We start from the raw sequence: 17,563 nt of genomic DNA, 5'->3' as shown, positions 1-17,563 counted from the left end.
GACAGCAGGTTTTCAGGTGAGAGCTGCTATACCTAATGATCAAATCAGATGCTGGTCAGTCAGGGCGATGAAAAATACAAGGTTCAATAGAGCTGCAACGGCTTTGCCGCTGTTGCTGTTCGTGCAGGTGGCACATGCTGATCAGCCTGCGGACTCACAATGGTTATTGCTGGCCAGCCCCTTTGTCTGGGCGCCCTCCATGAGCGGGCAGGCGGCGCTTGGCGGGGTCAATACCAAGGTTGATGTTCCGTTTGCGGATGTCTGGGAAAACCTGAGCACGGTATTTATGGGCAATCTGGAATTGACCAATCGCACACTGGGTTTTTATATCGACGGCGTCCACGCTAAAACCGATCAGTCCGAACGGGTGTACGGGCGCAAGGTGGGCCTGGCGATCACCCAGAGCACCCTGGCTGTCGGCACCTATTACCGGGCCTATGAGTATGAGTTGGGTGGTCAAACGATTTTTGGCGAGCCGCGCACCTGGCGTGTCGAACCTACGATCGGTGTGCGCTGGACCAAGCTGTCAACCAAGCTGGACATTGACTCGCTGGGGTTCAGCACCAAGAAAAAAACCGAGTGGACCGACCCGTTCGTGGGGCTGCGCATGCAGGCTGACCTGACCGACCGCTGGACCCTGTCCGGTGAAACCGACACCGGCGGGCTGGATACCTCCTCAAAGAAAACCTGGAACGCCCAGGGCTATCTGGGTTATCGCATGTACCTGGCCGATCACCCCACGATCATCCGCGTCGGCTATCGGGTTCTGGCGCAAAATTACCGCACCACCGACTTTACCGGCAACAAGTTCAAGTACGACGTGACCCAGCGCGGCCCGGTACTGGGCCTGTCCATGCGCTTTTGACAAGCACCGAGGAGACAAGGGAATGCAACTGCTCAAACACACCCGCAACCTGACGCTGGCCCTGGCGGGCTTTATGCTGGCGCTGCCGGTGGCTACTGCCTGTACCCGCCTGGTGTATCTGGGGGACAACGACAGGGTGATTACGGCGCGTTCGATGGACTGGAAAACCGACGTGGCCACCAACCTGTGGATCTTCCCCCAGGGCATGCAGCGCACAGGTGAAGTAGGGCCGGGGTCGCTGAAGTGGACATCAAAGTACGGCAGCGTGATTGCCAGCGGCTATGACATTTCCACCACCGACGGCGTCAACGAAGCGGGGCTGTCGGCTAACCTGCTGTGGCTGGTCGAGTCCGAGTACCCGCCGGTCAATCAGGGTAAACCGGGGCTGAGCATTGCCGCCTGGGCCCAGTATGTACTGGACAATTTCAGCAGCGTTGCCGAAGCGGTGGCGGTGCTCAAGACTGAACCCTTTACCGTGGTTACCGCCAATGTGCCGGGTGAAAGTCGCCTGGCGACCTTGCATCTTTCAATGTCCGATGCATCGGGTGACAGCGCCATCATTGAGTTTATCGATGGAAAGCAGGTGATCCACCATGATCGCAGCTATCAGGTCATGACCAACTCCCCGGCGTTCGATGCCCAACTGGCCATGAACGCCTACTGGCAAGCCATCGGCGGGACGGTAATGCTACCGGGTACCAATCGCTCGGCGGACCGTTTTGCCCGGGCCTCGTTTTACGTCAATGCGGTGCCGAAAAACCAGGACTCGCGCTTGTCGCTGGCCAGTGTATTCAGCGTGATCCGCAACGTTTCAGTGCCGTATGGCATCACCACTCCCGGCGAGCCGAATATTTCCTCGACGCGCTGGCGCTCGGTAATCGACCACAAGCAGGGGCTGTACTTTTTCGAGTCGGCCATTACACCAAACACCTTCTGGGTGGACTTGAACAAGATCGATTTCACCAGGGCTACAGGCGCGGTCAAAAAACTGGATCTGGGCCCGGACCAAAGCACCATTTACTCCGGGGAGGTTTCAAGCCGCTTCAAGGCCACTCAGGCCTTCAAGTTTGAAGGGGCGTAAGGGGTTAACCTTGTTCGGCTGAGTGCTCCGGAACCAGACGAATTTCTACGCGTTGGCCTAATGCCCGTGCGGCGCTGGCCAGGGTGGCCAGGGTCATGCCTGGGTCATTCTGGTCGAGCGCCCGATCCACCGCCGTGCGGCTGGTATGCATGCGGTCGGCCAGGTTTTTTTTGCTGACGTGCTGCTCTTTCATGGCCTGGGTTATCTGCCAGGCAATAACGCGTTTGAGTGCGGCGGCCGAAACCTCTTCTGCAAGGCCTTGTTCCGAAAGAAAGTCGTCAAAGTCGGAGCCGATATGGTTATTCATGTGCGGTACCTCGTAGTTTTGCATGGCGCTGCCTGGCGGTTTGCAGATCCACCGCCGGGGCTTTCTGACTTTTCTTGATAAATCCGTGAAGCAGGATCATCTGTGAGCCGATTACCGTAAAGATTATACGGGCAATGACGCCATCCAGATCAGAGCGAACTTCCCACAGTTTTGGCTCCAGTTTGCGAACAACCGGCATGCCAATCGGCCAGCCAAGTTGCACGGTCTTAATATCGGTGCCAATCAGTCGTCTTTGCTCGCGCCCAAGGCCGATTAACCATTCGCGAACGGGTTCGTTACCGGCTTCGGTGCTAAAAAATGCAACCGTCAGGATGGGAGGGATTCCAGTCATGAACTTGAGTGTACCTAAAATGGTACATCTATCAAGCGCGCCTGATCGCCAGATGACCAGTGGCTCAAGCCCGTGCGATCACCTGTCGTGCTTTTAAAACGTCTGCCCCATGGAGAACTGGAACACCTGTGTTTCTGCATCATCCGGTTTGCGGATGGGCAGCGCGAGGTTGACGCTCAGCGGGCCCATCGGGCTGTACCAGGTCACGCCCACCCCTACGGAACTGGCCATCTGGCTGAGGTCCACGCCGTCACAGCCGGTGGTGGTGCTCAGGTAGCATTTGTCCGAGTACACGCTGCCCACATCCCAGAACAGCGAGGTGCGCAGGGATTTGTTGTCCTTGATAAAGGGCATCGGGAACAGGTACTCGACCCCGCCGGTGATCATGATATTGCCGCCTAGCGCCTCGGTGTCGCGGTCGGAGTAGTACGCCTGCCCGGCGCTGCTATAGGTGCCGGTGGCCGGGGTGTTGCGCGGGCCCAGGGTGCCGCTTTCAAAACCGCGCACCGTGCCTTCACCGCCCGCAGTGTAGTTTTCATAGAATGGCAGGCCATCGGTGGAGCCATAGCCGTTGCCGTATCCCAGCTTGGTGTGAAAGCGCAGTGAGGTGGATGCACTGACGGGCAGGAAGGTCTGGCCGGTGTAGTCGATCTTGTAGAAGCTCAGGTCGCTGCCGGGCACCGTGACCATCAGGTTAAGGTTTTGCGCATATCCGCGGGTAGCCAGGATGCCCTTGTTCAGGGTCGATTCCGACCAGCCCAGGTTGGCCTTGAAATTGGTAAATTCCTTGCCTTCGCGGTCGATAAAATCATAGATCTCGTCGGCACTGTAGGTGCCGGGCTCGATGCTGTCATGCTGCGCGGTGAGGCCGAAACTGATCCGTGAGGTTTCATTGATCGGGTAGCCCAGGGTGGCACCGGCGCCATAACTGTTGATCGAGTAGTACGACACGCCATCGTCGTAGTAATCGTTGTAGTCGGTCTTGTTGTAGAACGCGTTGTAGCCAAGGCTGACGCCATCCTTGGTGAAGTACGGATCGGTAAAACCGATGTTGTACTTGCTCTGGTACTCGGAGCGGGTCAGGCCCAGGCTGGCGGAGTTGCCCGTGCCCAGAAAGTTGTTCTGGGTGATAGAACCACCAAGAATCAGGCCGGCACTCTGGGCAAAGCCGACGCTGGCAGTGATCGAGCCGGAAGACTGCTCTTCAACGCTGTAATTGACGTCAACCTGATCGTCGACTCCCGCCACCGCCGGGGTCTCGACGTTGACTTCCTTAAAGTAACCCAGGCGCTCAAGCCGCGTTTTGGACTGGTCGATCAGGTAGGTCGAAGCCCAGCCGCCTTCCATCTGGCGCATCTCTCGGCGCAAGACCTGGTCTTCGGTCTTGGTATTGCCGCGAAAGTTGATGCGGTTGGCATACGCGCGCTTGCCCGGGTCGACCACGAATTCGATATCTACCGTGTTGCCGTCCTTGCTTGGGACCGGCACCGCGTTGACGTTGGCAAAGGTATAGCCTTCGTTGCCCAGGCGGCGAGTGATCAGGTCCGAGGTGGAGGTCATCAGCTTGCGGGAAAATACCTGGCCCTTTTGTACCAGCAGCAAGGCGTGGATCTGATCTTCGGGTACTTTAAGGTCACCGCGCAGCGTAATGTCGCGCACGGTGTATTTGGCGCCTTCGCTGATATTGACGGTAATGAAGACCTGCTTTTTGTCCGGGCTGATCGACACCTGGGTCGACAAGATTTCCATATTGATATAGCCGCGGTCCATGTAGTACGAGCGCAAACGCTCCAGATCGCCGGACAGTTTTTCCCGGGCATACTTGTCATCGTTCTTGAAGAACGACAGCCAGTTGCTGGTCTTGAGGGTGAACTGATCGTCCAGCTCGGCCTGGTCGAAGACGGTATTGCCCACCACATTGATGTGCTTGATCGCGGCCACTTCGCCTTCGTCGATCCTGATCTTGAGGCCGACGCGGTTGCGCGGCTGGGCCACCACCTCGGCGTCCACCGCGGCCGAGTAACGCCCCTGGGCTACGTACTGACGCAGCAGCTCATTGCGTACACCTTCGAGCGTGGCGCGCTGGAACACTTCGCCTTCGGCCAGCCCCGATTGCTTGAGGCCTTTCATCAGGTCATCGGTGGAGATCGCCTTGTTGCCCTCGATGTCGATACTGGCAATGGACGGCCGCTCGACTACGGTGATCACCAGGACGTCGCCGTCGCGGCCCAGCTGGATATCTTGAAAGAATCCGGTCTTGAACAGTGCGCGTGTGGATTCCACCAGTTGCTGGTCATCGACCTGTTCGCCAACGTTCAAGGGCAGGGCACCGAACACGCTGCCGGCGGACACCCGCTGCAGGCCGTTGATGCGGATATCGGCAATCTTGAAGCCCTGGGCGTGGGCCAGTGAGGCATTGAGCAGCAGTGCAACCGAGCAGAGCAGGCGCGCAAAATTCATGTAGATCATTTATCCAGGACACATCGACAAACAGCACAAGCAGGCTGGTGGAGGTCCAGCATAAAAGCTCGGGGCGTATGGTGCGGTTAACCGAGTGTCAAGTTAGGTAAAGGTTGGCTGCAGGCAATGACGCTGCGGGCCGCAAGGACGATAATGGGCAGATCCCCCCTTCAAGAGTTCGCCATGATCCGTGTATTGCTCGTCGACGATGACCAGGAACTGACCGGTTTGCTCAGTGAGTATCTGGAGCGCGAAGGCTTTGAAGCGACTGCGGTGCATACCGGGGAAGAGGGCGAGGTGCAGGCTTTGTCCGGGCAATTCAGCATTGTGGTGCTGGATGTGATGCTGCCGCGACTGTCGGGGATCGAAGTGCTGCGGCGCATTCGCGCGCGCAGTCAGGTGCCGGTGGTGTTGCTCACTGCCCGTGGCGACAACATCGACCGCATCACCGGCCTGGAGCTGGGTGCCGATGACTATGTGCCCAAACCCAGCTCGCCGGGGGAGCTGGTGGCGCGTTTGCGCGCCATCATGCGCCGGGTGCAGCCGGCGGAGCAGGCCACCACCGAGGTGATCAAGACCGGCCCGCTGGTGTTGTGGCCCGGCAAGCGCCAGGCGCTGTGGCAGGGACGGGAGCTGGGAGTGACCAGCACCGAGTTCAGCCTGCTCGAAGAGCTGGCCCGCAGTGCCGGGCAAGTGGTGAGCAAGCAGGACTTGTCGCTCAATGCCCTGGGCTGCCCGTTGACCCGCTATGACCGGCGTATCGACGTCCATATCAGCAGCATCCGCCAGAAGCTCGGCCCGCGACCAGATGCCAAGGCGTGGATCCAGAGCGTGCGCGGGCTCGGCTATCTGTTGATCGCGGAATGATGAAACCCAGCCGGCTGTTCTGGAAACTGTTCCTGGCCTTCTGGCTGGCCACCAGCCTGACGTTTTTTGTCGGTATAGGCATTATCACCTTGAGCCGCCAGGGCCCTGGCAATCCGCATCTGGATACCATTCTTGAAAGCGAGGAGCAGTTGCTGCGCCAGTTCGGTGTCGAGGCTGGCAAGCAGTTGCTGCAGGCATGGCACCACCCCGATGACGAGGCCATTGCGGTGTATGGCAGTGGCGGGCAACTGCTGGCCGGGTTGCCGATTGTGCGCCCGGCGTTCGAGCGCACGGTGATCAGCAAGGAAGGCCTCACGCTGTCGCTCAGGTCGACGCGGGTGCCCGGCAATGGCGGTGGTGGGGAGGGCGGACCGGGGCTGATGCCATTGCTTATCGGCACCGTGATGAGCGCGCTGTTCAGCAGCTTTATGGCGTTTTACCTGGCCTGGCCGTTGGCTTATTTGCGTCGGGCGATGAGCGATGTGGCCCAAGGGCGATTCGAAACCCGGGTAAAGCCGTTTATGGGCGCGCGACGTGATGAAATTGTCGACCTGGCCGAAGACTGCGACCGTATGGCCAACCAACTCAAGCTGCTGGTTGATGCCCAGCAACACTTGTTGCATGACATCTCCCATGAATTGCGTTCGCCCCTGACACGCATGCAGGCCGCCATCGGGTTGTTGCATCAAAACCCGTCCCGCGCCGATATGGTCGAACGCATCGAGCGCGAATCGCAGCGCATGGACACCCTGATCGAAGCCCTGCTGACCCTGGCCCGGGTGCAAGGGCGGCCCGAGAGCATCGCACGCGAGCCGGTGGACATCATCGAGTTGCTGCACTTGATAGTCGAAGACGCGCAGTTCGAAGCGGGCATCAAGGGTTGTCGGGTGATCCTGGAAGGGTGCCCGTCCTTTGTCAGCCGGGTCAGTGGCGAACTGTTGTATCGCTGCTTTGAGAACGTGATCCGCAATGCAGTGCGCCATACCCGTGCCGACAGCACGGTGCTGGTAATGGCTGAAGCCAGCCCGGCGGGCCACTGCCTGACAGTACGGATCAACGATCAGGGTCCGGGTGTTGAAGAATCGCGGTTGCAGCGGATTTTCGACCCGTTTGAGCGGGGTGTCAGTGAGACGGGTAGCGGTTTTGGCCTGGGTCTGGCGATTGCTTCAAGGGCGGTGGAAATGCACGGCGGCAGCATCAAGGCGAGCAACCTGCCGGGAGGCGGCTTGAGCGTGGCAATCACCTTGCCGCTGTAGATACTCTGTTGCAGGTCAAGCCCTATTGTGGGAGCGAGCCTGCTCGCGAACGACCTTCGCGAGCAGGCTCGCTCCCACAGTTGCAGTGTTCCTGTAGATACTACGGGATCGCCGGGGATCTTTACACGAAATTACATTGCCTTGACGGCCCTGTACGCCATGCCCCCGTAGACTTTACCGCTCAATATCGAGCGGAGTTGGGCATGTTTCTGGTGCATAAAAAAGGGTTCGTTGCCGGCAAGAAAATGGTTGATGGCCTGGTGCCTTATGACTTTTTTTGCGAGGACAATCCGGCCATCAATCTGTTTGTGTTTACCGGTGCCGGCGCGTTGGGCAAACCGGTAGAAGAGCAGACGCTATGGGGCTTTACCCGCCTTGAACGCTTTGAAGCGCTGAGCAGTACCCTGGTCGCCAACAAAAAGAACCAGGGCTGGTTTCAAAGCGTCAATGTGCTCACCGGGCCCGCACAGAACGGCACCCAGACAGTGAAGTTCCAGCGGGTGCTGAAGATCATCAAGCATGTCAGCGTCAACAATCGCGTAGCCAGCAAGGCGGGCTACGAGATCCTGACCGAAGAGGGCGACACCTACTTCACCCTCAGGCATGCAGCCGGGCATAGCGCCCAGACCGTGATTTACGCCGCCGATCAGTAACCCAGCGGATTGCGGCTGTGGCTGCCGTTGACCAGACGCTCGATACCCAGCGGGTTGGCGTTTTTCAGCGCATCCGGCAGCAGGCTGTCAGGGTAGTTCTGGTAGCACACCGGGCGCAGGAAACGGTCGATGGCCAGGGTGCCGACCGAGGTGCCACGGGCATCTGACGTTGCCGGATATGGCCCGCCATGCACCATCGCGTCACACACCTCGACACCGGTAGGGTAGCCATTGAGCAGCAGGCGCCCGGCCTTGTGCTCCAGCACGGGCACCACCTCGGCGAAGGCTTCAAGGTCGCCAGGTTCAGCAATCAGCGTAGCTGTCAGCTGCCCATGCAGGCTGTGCAGCGCTTGCAGCAACTGCGCCTTGTCCGCGACCTCGACGACCAGGGTGGTTGGCCCGAAGACTTCCTCCTGCAACACCTCGGCACCACCGATCAACAGGCTGGCACTGGCCTGGAACAACTGCGGGCTGGCCTGGTTGCCCTGTTGCGGCGCACCGGCAAGGTGGCGGATGCCATCGACCTGGGCCAGACGCTGGATGCCTTTGCTGTAACTGGCCAGGCCCCCGGCGTTGAGCAGTGTTTGCGCCGGTTGAGCACTGAAGAACTGGCCAAGCGCGGCGACAAAGGCGCTGAATTCAGGGGAGCGGATACCCAGTACCAGACCGGGACTGGTACAGAACTGCCCGGCGCCAAGCATCACCGAACTGCCCAGCTCCTGTGCGATCTGCTCGCCACGCTTGAGCAGTGCCTGGGGTAATACCAGCACCGGGTTGATGCTCGACATCTCAGCAAACACCGGGATTGGCTGGGGTCTGGCGGCGGCCATATCGCACAGGGCGCGACCACCGGACAACGAACCGGTAAAGCCGACGGCCTGAATCGCCGGGTGCTTGACCAGCGCTGCGCCCACACCCGCGCCGAAGATCATATTGAATACACCGGCGGGCATGTCGGTGCGCTCGGCAGCGCGCACTATGGCCAGGGCAACTTGTTCAGCAGTTGCCATATGCCCGCTGTGTGCCTTGAACACCACCGGGCAACCTGCGGCCAGTGCCGAAGCGGTATCACCGCCAGCGGTGGAGAACGCCAGCGGGAAGTTGCTGGCGCCAAACACGGCCACCGGGCCCACGCCGATGCGGCATTGACGCAGATCTGCGCGCGGCAGGGGCTGACGGTCCGGTAGCGCCTGATCGATGCGTGCGCCATAAAAATCGCCGCGCCGCAGTACGTTGGCGAACAGACGCATCTGCCCGCTGGTGCGTCCCCGCTCGCCCTGGATCCGGGCGGCAGGCAGGGCGGTTTCGCGACAGACGATGGCAACAAAGTCGTCACCCAGCGCGTCTATTTCTTCGGCGATAGCTTCCAGAAACTCGGCCCGGCGTGTGGCCGGCAAACTGCGAAAGGCCGGGAAGGCGGTATTGGCCGCGCTGACAGCGGCATCCACTTCGGTTTCGGTGGCCTGCACAAACGCGTATGGCAATGCCTCGCCAGTACTGGCATCCACGCTGTACAGGTGAACGGTGCCGGCGCCGCTGCGCTGACCGCCAATAAAGTTCTGGCCGGTGATGGGGAACATAGGGATTTCCTTTAGGTGGGAAGGCAGAGACGCGCTGTTGCGAGACGAATCATGTCGCCGCTGACGAGCGCAGCGAGGCTGCGGCAAGGCCCGAAGGGCCTTGAACAGGCAGGGGCCGCTAGCAGCCTCGCTGCGCTCGTCAGCGGCTACAGGGGATTGCCACCCAAGTACAGGCAGTGGCAGCGTTTTCGCCGCCTATTGTCGTTATAAGTTGCACCGCAGTTATCCCGATAGCGAGCCATAAGGGCTCTTTCAGGCGACCACTGTAGGTTTTGTCGGGGGCACTGCCCAATGACGAATATTGATTGGCCGATAACCAGCGCTCATCCCTCAGGCGCGCGCGGCATCCCAAGTGCTCATCACCTGGGTGATCGCAGCGTCCAGTACGGCATGGGCTACACCATCCCGGGCCAGGGTGGTCAGGCCCAGCAGAAAACTCTCGAACACCGTGGCCAGCGCTCGCGGATCAGTCTGGGCGGCAAGCTCACCCTCGCGGATGGCGCGCTCGACACAAGCCATAAACCCGGCCCGGTTACGCGCCCTCGCTTCGGCCAGAGGGGCGCTTATCGCCACCGCTTGAGCTGAACTGGCACTCATCAGCCCCAGAGCGACCAGACAACCCCGTGGGTGACCCGGCTCACATTGCATTTTGGCGGAGCTGCGCAACGTTCGCTCGATCGCTTCGCGTGGGGGCAGGTGAGTGTCGAACAGGCTTTCGGTGACCCTGCCATGGCTGTTCAGGTAGCGCGTCATGACCTCTTTGAACAGCGCCTCCTTGGAGCCGAAAGCTGCGTAAAAGCTGGGCGCGGAAATGCCTGAGCCCATATTGGCCTTGAGCTGGCTCAGCGATGTCGAGTCATAACCGTGCTCCCAGAACAGGTGCATGGCCTGGGTGATTGCCGCGTCCCGATCAAATGTGCGCGGGCGTCCCATCTGTGCCATTTGAGTCTCCTTCGTAGCGAGATATAAATACTAGTCGATACAAAAGTCATTGACCAATATTTCCCGTCGCCCTACATTTGTACCTATCGATACATAACTAGCAGGAGCAGGGCATCCATGGGCAAAGAGCAAAACACCACTGAGCGATTACCCATGGGCGCGCTGCTGGCGCTGGCCATGACCGGTTTTATTTGCATTGTTACCGAGACCTTACCCGCAGGCCTGTTGCCGCAAATCAGCAGCGGCCTGCAAGTGTCATCGGCGCTGGCGGGGCAGATGGTTACGGTCTACGCGCTGGGCTCCCTGCTGGCGGCGATCCCGTTGACCATCGCGACCCAGGGCTGGCGGCGTCGCAACGTAATGCTGCTGACGATTGTCGGGTTTCTGCTGTTCAATTCGATTACCGCGTGGTCGTCTCAGTACGGCGTGACCCTGATTGCACGTTTTTTTGCCGGCGCATCAGCCGGGTTGGCCTGGAGCCTGCTGGCAGGTTATGCGCGGCGCATGGTTGCCCCGCAGTTGCAGGGCCGGGCCATGGCGGTGGCGATGGTGGGCACGCCGATTGCCCTGTCACTGGGTGTGCCATTGGGCACCTGGCTGGGTGCGCTGGTAGGGTGGCGTACGGCATTTGGCCTGATGTCGGCCTTGACCCTGGTGCTGATGGCCTGGGTAGTGCTCAAGGTGCCTGATTACCCAGGGCAGTCTGCTTCGCAACGTATCGGCTTGCGACAGGTGCTGCTGACACCGGGAGTGCGCTCCGTGCTTGCCGTGGTACTGACCTGGATGCTGGCGCACAACATGCTCTACACCTATATCGCGCCTTTCGTGGCATCGGCGGGCCTTGCCGATAAGGTCGATATTGTGTTGCTGGTCTTCGGATTGGCGGCGCTGCTGGGAATCTGGCTGACCGGGCGACTGGTAGACCGGCATCTGCGCAAGGCAGTCATGGCTTGCCTGGCGACATTTGCTGCGATTTCGCTGCTGTTCGGTTTCTTCTCGCAGTCGGTGGCTGTCGTATATGCAGGGATTTTTGTTTGGGGGTTGTCCTTCGGCGGTGCCGCCACCCTGCTGCAAACCGCTCTGGCCGATGCGGCAGGCGAGGGCGCCGATGTTGCGTTGTCGATGAACGTGGTGGTGTGGAACAGCGCCATTGCCGCGGGGGCATTGACCGGTGGCATATTGCTCGATCAATTCGGGGTGAACGTCTTCCCCTGGGTGTTGCTGGTGTTGTTGCTGGTCGGGCTGGGGATCGTGTTCAGTGCCCGTGCCCATGGTTTCCCGCAAGGGCACCGGCAGGCGGGGGCGGCGGTTGTCGGTCATTAGGCCGATAGCCGTGTTGGTCAGGCAGCGACTACCAATCGTGCCCGGTTTCCAACGCGTTATCAGCTGACCTGGCCACCACCTTCAAGTACATCATCTTCGGTATTCAGGGCCGTGATTACGGCGATGCGCAACCCTTCCACCTGGGTGGCCAGTGCCATGGACGGGCCACCAGCCACCACCGCCTGTTGCGGCAGAGGCGGGACGTGGATAAAACCACCGCGTACGCCGGTCCCGGCCAATGCATGCTGTAGGCAATAGAACACCTGATTGCAGACAAAGGTGCCCGCCGTATGGGAAACCGACGCGGGAATCCCGCCGGCCCTGATCGCCCGCACCATTGCCTTGAGCGGCAAGGTACTGAAATACGCCGCTGGCCCTTGCGCCACCACGGGTGTATCGATCGGCTGATAGCCAAGGTTGTCAGGGATGCGGGCGTCGTTGATATTGATCGCTACCCGCTCGATGCAGATGTCCGTGCGACCGGGGCCAAGCCCGACGGCGATCACCAGCGTCGGGGTGAACTCCTGCAGAAGTTGGCTCAGTCGCTCGGGCGCTCCGGCGAACGTACAGGGCAACTGACGGGCGATGATCTGCATATCGCCCTGCAAGGTGCCGTCCAGAAGGCGTACGGCCTCCCAGGACGGGTTGACGGTGTCTTGGTCGAACGGTTCGAAACCGGTCAGCAGTACAGTGCGCATGCTGTTCTCACATCAGTACGTAAAGAAGCACGATATTGACCACCAGCATCATCAGAGCGGTGGGCATTTGAGCCTTGATCACGGCGTATTTGTCCGGCAGCTCCAGCAGGGCCACGGGCACGATATTGAAGTTGGCTGCCATTGGCGTCATCAGCGTGCCGCAGTAGCCGGAAAACATGCCGATTGCCGCCATGACAGCCGGGTTGGCATCGTAGATGCCGACCAGTACCGGCACGCCGACCCCGCCGGTCATGACCGGGAATGCAGCAAAACCGTTGCCCATGATGACCGTGAACAGCGCCATGCCCAGCACGTAGACCATCACCGCTACCAGGCGATAGTCCATGTTGATATAAGCGGTGGTGACATGAGCAACGGCGGTACCGACCCCGGCGTCATTGAACAGCAGGCCAAGCATGGCCAGCATTTGCGGCAGCACCATGGTCCAGCCCAGGGCTTCGGTCAGGCGGCGCGATTCACGCAGGCCTTGCAGCGGCGTATCACGGGTCAGGATGCAGGCCAGAACCAGGGCCACCATGCAGCCGATGCCCAGGGACACGAACGTGGTGTTTTTCGGGTCAAGCAGCGGTACGCCACCGATCTGGGTGTTTTTCAGCAGGATCGAACCGATCACGGTCACCAGCGGAATCGACAGGGCCGGGATAAACAGCTTGTGCCCCAGACGGCCAGCACTGGCCCGTGCAGCCTTGACATGCAACTCGGCGTGGGTGCCTCGGCCAACACCGCCAATGCCGGCAATGCCGGCCATGACCAGCACGCCAATACCTACCACGAACGGCGAAAGGCGATCGCCAATCAGGAACACCATGGCGAACAACGCCCAGAACAGGCCACTGGTCCAGCGTTTGGGGTGGGTGCGGTCTGTCAGGATCATGCCCGCGGTGATCAGCAGCAGCACTCCCGCCAGCCAGTAGAAGTACTCAATAGAAATAATCATCGTGCCAGCTCCTGAGCTGCGTCAACTTCTTCCCGGGCAACTTCGGCCATGCTGCGCTCCAGCATCAGGTCAAAGCGATACAGGCGCAGGGCATGCACGATAAAGGCGCAAATCGCCGTCGGAATTCCCCAGAAAGCGATGTGCAGCGGCTCGACATCAAGCCCCGAACCCAGCAGGAAGGTGTGCATCAGTGCGATTGCGCCGAAGGCCACAAACACGTCTTCACCAAAAAACAAGCCGATGTTGTCGGTGGCGGCACACATGGCCAGGACTTTCTGCCGCACAGGAGCAGGCAGCTTGCCGTACTTGTTCTCGGCTGCGCCCTCGGCCATCGGGGCCAGCAGCGGGCGGACCATTTGCGGATGCCCGCCCAGACTGGTCAGGCCTACAGCAGCGGTGGTCTCACGCACGAACAGGTACATAATCAGCAACCGGCCGACCGTTGCGCGCTGGAAGCTGGCGATCCAGTTTTGCGCGTGCAGACGCAGGCCGTGACGCTCCAGCAAGCCGATCACGGCCAGGGGCAGCAGCAGAATCAATTGCAGGGCGCGGGTTTGCAGGAAGCCTTCACCCATTTCACTGATGATTTTTTCCAGCGGGAAGTTGGCAGCAAGGCCGGTGACGATAGCCGCCGCGCTGACCACCAACAGTGGGTTAAAGCGCAGCACAAAGCCGATGATGATGACGAACACGCCAATCAAGGGCCAAAGGTTTACGACGGTTTGCATGAGGGGGCAATCCCTTTAGCTGATTGCCGCAGCACCAGGGCAGGCTGGTGAGGGCAAGTCGAAAGCGGTCAGGCACACTTTCGAAAAATCGGTACGCTGCCGGACTCAGCGTGTTTTTTTATTGTTGAGACCCTATGGGCCTCATTGCCCGATATGGTTGGTGGCTTTGGGTTGTGCGTCCAGTCAATAAAAGTTGTCACCCCCGAACAGAAAAGTTTTATCAATCACCGACTTAAGCCGACTGGCCTGTCCCTGCGGCAAGGGTTTACAGTGCTGCCCTGGTTTTGATTGGGTGGGGCGTCCTGTATGAATATGCGATTTCTTCTGACATTCGTCTGGGTAGCGCGCCTTGGCAGTTTTCGGCTGACCGCCGAAAAGTTATCCAGTACCCAGGCAGCCATTTCGAGCCGTATTTCAGTCCTCGAAACCGAGCTTGGCGTGCAGTTGTTCCAGCGCGATTCCCGTGGTGTCAACCTCACCCGTGAAGGCCATCAGGTGCTGGGTTACGCCGAAGAAATGCTGGCCACCCAGCAACGCCTTCTGCAATCGCTGGGGCAGGCGGACAGGTTTGCCGGGCGCCTGCGCATCGGCGTGATGGACACGGTTATCCATAGCTGGCTGAGCGATCTGATCAGTGCGCTGAGCCGCGACTACCCCCAGGTAGAGGTTGAACTGACCGCCGATACGGCGCTGAACCTTAATGAACAATTGCTTAAAGGTCAGCTGGACCTGATTTTTCAGACGGATTTATTGCGTGCCGACGGCGTGCGCAATGTACAACTGGCCAGTTACCCGTTGAGTTGGATTGTGGCCAGGGACGCAGCTCTGAACCGCAGCTACCGTGACCTGGCGGATCTTTGCGAGGAGCGCTTGCTGACCTTTTCACGCTTGTCGCGGCCGCATCAGGACATGCTCAATTTTCTGCATCAGCACGATATTGCCGCGCCACGCATCAGCTGCATCAACTCGGTGGCGGCGATTATCAAACTGGTGGCGGACGGCTTTGGCATCGGTGCCCTGCCGCCGGTACTGGTCAGTCGCGAATTGCAGAGCGGGGCCATGATTGCGTTGCCGATCGAGACTGCACCGGGCTTTGCGGTATACGCCAGTTGGCGCACGGGGGCGGGGCTGGAGCTGAATGAGGCGGTGGTCAACCTCAGTCAGGCGGTTGTTGCCGAGTACCAACACAGCGTTGAGCCTGGGCATTTTGTGCTGCCGGGCATCTGATCCGTATTTTTTCGCGTTATCTGCACCTGTTATGTGTGCAGTTTGCGGCGCAAAATTTCCTCCAACCTTCCGAGACAGACGAGGACGCGACTACACAGCAGCACCTGTGTGTGGTCGGCAGCTGTTCTGCGCCTGTTTTATGACGAACGACTGACGGGGAAACATCATGAACAAGATGGCTTGGTTTTTGGGCGGTTTTTTGGTGCTGACCATCGGCATCGGTATTTTGGCGACAATTCCGCCGGGTTGATATTTCATCCTGTCCTCCACACGGCTTGTAGCAGCTGACGAACGCAGCCTCGTTCCTCGGCAGCTGCTAGGTCTGAAGGGAATTTTAACTGTGGGAGCGAGCCTGCTCGCGAAAGTCGTTCGCGAGCAGGCTCGCTCCCACAGGGAGGGTTGACCGGCAACAGAGTATCTACAGGGGAGGCTGGCGCTGCCCCCCTATAATGCCTGCTCTATATCCGCCAGCAAATCGGCGACATCCTCCAGCCCCACCGCCAGACGCACCAATCCTTCACTTATTCCGTGTCGTGCCCGTTCCTCCAGGGTGTAGGTAGAGTGGGTCATGCTCGCGGGATGCTGCGCCAGTGACTCGGCCCCCCCCAGGCTGACCGCACGGCTGAACAATTGCAGGGCATTCATAAAGCGCTGTCCTGCAGCCATGCCGCCCTTGAGCTCAAAGGCAATCATGCCCCCCGGCAGTTTCATCTGCCGGGATGCCAGCTCGTATTGCGGGAAAGAGGGCAGGCCGGGGTAGGCCACCCATTCCACGGCAGGGTGATCCTGCAACATATGCGCAATGGCCTGGGCGCTGCTGCAATGGCGGTCCATGCGCAGGGCCAGGGTCTTGATGCCGCGCATCAGCAAATGCGCATCATGGGGCGACAAGACTGCCCCGGTCAGGTCCTTCAAGCCTTGCAGACGGATCCGGTCAGCCAGGAGCTGGCTGGTGACCACCATGCCAGCGGTGATATCACTGTGCCCGCTCAGGTACTTGGTGGCCGAATGCACCACCACGTCGGCGCCCAGTTCCAGTGGACGCTGCAGATAGGGCGTGCAGTAGGTGTTGTCGATCACCACGAGCAGGTTGTCATGTGTGTGGGCAATCCGCGCTACGGCAGGGATGTCCACCAGTTGCATATTCGGATTGGCCGGCGTCTCGAAGTAGATCATGCGGGTTGCAGGGCTGATCGCGGCTTGCAGTTCGGCCGGGTTGGCCATGTCCACATGTTTGACTACCACCCCGAATTCACCGATGCCGTGGTGCAGCAGGGCAAAGGTGCAGCCATACAAGGTGCGGTTGACGATGATTTCATCGCCGGGCCGCAGCAGGGTCCAGAATGTTGCGGCGATCGCGCCCATGCCGGAACTGAACGCCACACCCGCTTCGCCGTTTTCCAGCGCCGCCATGCGTGCTTCCAGCAGGGCCAGGGTGGGGTTGGAAATGCGGGTGTAAAAATGCCCGTGCTCTTCACCGGAAAAACAGCCTGCGCCGTATTCGGCCGTGGCAAAGGCAAAGGTTGAGGTCATATAAACAGGGGGGATTACCGCGCCGTTGTGTTCCAGCGGGTTATAACCGTAGTGGATGGCGCGAGTAGAAAAGCCGAAGTTGTTGTTCTTATCGTTCATGGTGAACTCTCCGATATTTCCTACAATGCTATGCTTTAAATGAACGTGGAAAATTCCAAATTTACCTGTAAATACACCACTTACCAGAACAAAAAACCGCCACGCTGACCGCTAGGGGCAAAACATGCCAAACGCTCTGGACAGAACCGATAAAGCCTTGCTTTGCGCACTGCAGGGCAATGCCCGACTTACCGTTGCAGAGTTGGCCGAGAGTGTCTCACTGACCACCTCGCCGTGTTGGCGACGGGTCAAAATGCTGGAAGAGAGCGGGATCATTACGGGCTATCAGGCGGTTCTTTCGCCAAAGGAACTGGGATACGGGGTCACGGCGTTTGTCAGCATCATGATGGCCTCTCACTCGCAAGAACTGGCCAGAAGCTTTGAACAACGGTTATTGGAAATTCCCGAAATCGTCGCGTGTCACAACGTGTCGGGTCGTTACGACTTTTTATTGGAAGTCGTGGCCAGGGATCTCGAATCCTTTGGCGAATTTGCCCGTGAAGTCCTGCAGACATTGCCCGCGGTCAAAGAGATTTACTCGAGTTTTTCGTATAAGTCGGTCAAGCCAAGGCGAGAGGTGCCTGTTGAAGGTTGAGTGCATCAAGGGTGCATTCAAGTCGTATCTGTAAAATAA

At 59.4% G+C, this 17,563-nt stretch carries 18 protein-coding genes; 8 read left to right on the top strand and 10 right to left on the bottom strand.

Going from position 1 to position 17,563, the window contains the following annotated elements; all coding sequences use genetic code 11:
- Positions 1–103: 103 nt before the first annotated feature.
- Both PPTH39_RS04680 and PPTH39_RS04675 read left to right on the top strand, forming a co-directional pair.
- A complete protein-coding gene (locus tag PPTH39_RS04680; RefSeq protein WP_095002331.1) occupies positions 104–865 on the top strand; it encodes a hypothetical protein in 762 nt (253 codons plus the stop codon).
- Positions 866–887: 22 nt separating this feature from the next.
- Positions 888–1,946 carry a linear amide C-N hydrolase gene (locus PPTH39_RS04675; protein WP_130871693.1) on the top strand — a complete coding sequence of 353 codons (1,059 nt, stop codon included), beginning with the start codon at positions 888–890 and terminating at the stop codon, positions 1,944–1,946.
- A gap of 4 nt (positions 1,947–1,950) precedes the next feature.
- Here the strand turns inward: PPTH39_RS04675 and PPTH39_RS04670 are convergent, their stop codons facing one another.
- From PPTH39_RS04670 to bamA, 3 genes are all read right to left on the bottom strand, one after another.
- Positions 1,951–2,253 carry an XRE family transcriptional regulator gene (locus tag PPTH39_RS04670; protein ID WP_130871692.1) on the bottom strand — a complete coding sequence of 101 codons (303 nt, stop codon included), beginning with the start codon at positions 2,251–2,253 and terminating at the stop codon, positions 1,951–1,953.
- Positions 2,246–2,605 carry a type II toxin-antitoxin system RelE/ParE family toxin gene (locus tag PPTH39_RS04665; protein WP_130871691.1) on the bottom strand — a complete coding sequence of 120 codons (360 nt, stop codon included), beginning with the start codon at positions 2,603–2,605 and terminating at the stop codon, positions 2,246–2,248. The genes PPTH39_RS04670 and PPTH39_RS04665 overlap by 8 nt, the downstream gene beginning before the upstream one ends.
- 93 nt (positions 2,606–2,698) lie before the next feature.
- Positions 2,699–5,065: an outer membrane protein assembly factor BamA gene (gene bamA, locus PPTH39_RS04660; protein ID WP_095024261.1), complete on the bottom strand. Its 2,367-nt coding sequence runs from the start codon at positions 5,063–5,065 to the stop codon at positions 2,699–2,701.
- Between the two features lie 183 nt (positions 5,066–5,248).
- Here bamA and PPTH39_RS04655 point away from each other — a divergent pair, with 183 nt between their 5' ends.
- The 3 genes from PPTH39_RS04655 to PPTH39_RS04645 all read left to right on the top strand — a co-directional run bounded on the left by PPTH39_RS04655 (position 5,249) and on the right by PPTH39_RS04645 (position 7,841).
- On the top strand, positions 5,249–5,932 hold the full coding sequence (locus PPTH39_RS04655) for a response regulator transcription factor (protein WP_095018818.1): 684 nt from the start codon (positions 5,249–5,251) through the stop codon (positions 5,930–5,932).
- Positions 5,929–7,188, top strand: a complete 1,260-nt coding sequence (locus PPTH39_RS04650; protein ID WP_130871690.1) for an ATP-binding protein — start codon at positions 5,929–5,931, stop codon at positions 7,186–7,188. The genes PPTH39_RS04655 and PPTH39_RS04650 overlap by 4 nt, the downstream gene beginning before the upstream one ends.
- Before the next feature lie 203 nt (positions 7,189–7,391).
- On the top strand, positions 7,392–7,841 hold the full coding sequence (locus PPTH39_RS04645) for a hypothetical protein (RefSeq protein WP_095002338.1): 450 nt from the start codon (positions 7,392–7,394) through the stop codon (positions 7,839–7,841).
- On the opposite strand, the gene PPTH39_RS04640 is transcribed toward PPTH39_RS04645, so the two are convergent.
- Positions 7,835–9,421: an aldehyde dehydrogenase (NADP(+)) gene (locus PPTH39_RS04640; RefSeq protein ID WP_130871689.1), complete on the bottom strand. Its 1,587-nt coding sequence runs from the start codon at positions 9,419–9,421 to the stop codon at positions 7,835–7,837. The genes PPTH39_RS04645 and PPTH39_RS04640 overlap by 7 nt on opposite strands.
- 330 nt (positions 9,422–9,751) lie before the next feature.
- A complete protein-coding gene (locus PPTH39_RS04635; protein WP_095018821.1) occupies positions 9,752–10,363 on the bottom strand; it encodes a TetR/AcrR family transcriptional regulator in 612 nt (203 codons plus the stop codon).
- Positions 10,364–10,480: 117 nt separating this feature from the next.
- Here PPTH39_RS04635 and PPTH39_RS04630 point away from each other — a divergent pair, with 117 nt between their 5' ends.
- Positions 10,481–11,686: an MFS transporter gene (locus PPTH39_RS04630; RefSeq protein ID WP_130871688.1), complete on the top strand. Its 1,206-nt coding sequence runs from the start codon at positions 10,481–10,483 to the stop codon at positions 11,684–11,686.
- 59 nt (positions 11,687–11,745) lie between these two features.
- Here the strand turns inward: PPTH39_RS04630 and pcp are convergent, their stop codons facing one another.
- From pcp to PPTH39_RS04615, 3 genes are read right to left on the bottom strand one after another with little or no spacing between them, the layout of a single operon-like run.
- Positions 11,746–12,384: a pyroglutamyl-peptidase I gene (pcp, locus tag PPTH39_RS04625; RefSeq protein ID WP_095026975.1), complete on the bottom strand. Its 639-nt coding sequence runs from the start codon at positions 12,382–12,384 to the stop codon at positions 11,746–11,748.
- Between the two features lie 7 nt (positions 12,385–12,391).
- The gene (locus PPTH39_RS04620; protein ID WP_095002343.1) at positions 12,392–13,342 is read right to left on the bottom strand and encodes a DUF979 domain-containing protein; all 951 of its coding nucleotides are present in this window, start codon (positions 13,340–13,342) and stop codon (positions 12,392–12,394) included.
- Entirely contained in the window at positions 13,339–14,070 is a 732-nt protein-coding gene (locus tag PPTH39_RS04615; RefSeq protein WP_095002344.1) for a DUF969 domain-containing protein, read from the bottom strand. Before PPTH39_RS04615 ends, PPTH39_RS04620 begins: the two co-directional genes overlap by 4 nt.
- A gap of 306 nt (positions 14,071–14,376) precedes the next feature.
- Between PPTH39_RS04615 and PPTH39_RS04610 the strand changes: the two genes are divergently transcribed.
- Complete coding sequence (locus PPTH39_RS04610; RefSeq protein WP_095002345.1) at positions 14,377–15,297, top strand: LysR family transcriptional regulator; 921 nt, start codon at positions 14,377–14,379, stop codon at positions 15,295–15,297.
- 90 nt (positions 15,298–15,387) lie between these two features.
- On the opposite strand, the gene PPTH39_RS23505 is transcribed toward PPTH39_RS04610, so the two are convergent.
- Together PPTH39_RS23505 and PPTH39_RS04600 are read right to left on the bottom strand one after the other, a co-directional pair.
- On the bottom strand, positions 15,388–15,555 hold the full coding sequence (locus PPTH39_RS23505) for a hypothetical protein (protein WP_165446484.1): 168 nt from the start codon (positions 15,553–15,555) through the stop codon (positions 15,388–15,390).
- A 186-nt stretch (positions 15,556–15,741) separates the two neighbouring features.
- The gene (locus PPTH39_RS04600; RefSeq protein WP_095026973.1) at positions 15,742–16,929 is read right to left on the bottom strand and encodes a methionine gamma-lyase; all 1,188 of its coding nucleotides are present in this window, start codon (positions 16,927–16,929) and stop codon (positions 15,742–15,744) included.
- Positions 16,930–17,053: 124 nt separating this feature from the next.
- Here PPTH39_RS04600 and PPTH39_RS04595 point away from each other — a divergent pair, with 124 nt between their 5' ends.
- Positions 17,054–17,524, top strand: coding sequence for an Lrp/AsnC family transcriptional regulator (locus PPTH39_RS04595; RefSeq protein WP_095002348.1), 471 nt, complete (start codon positions 17,054–17,056; stop codon positions 17,522–17,524).
- Positions 17,525–17,563: the final 39 nt, after the last annotated feature.

This window comes from Pseudomonas bubulae (assembly GCF_900618535.1).
GTDB lineage: Bacteria > Pseudomonadota > Gammaproteobacteria > Pseudomonadales > Pseudomonadaceae > Aquipseudomonas > Aquipseudomonas bubulae.
This window is presented reverse-complemented; position numbering and strand designations above follow the sequence as displayed.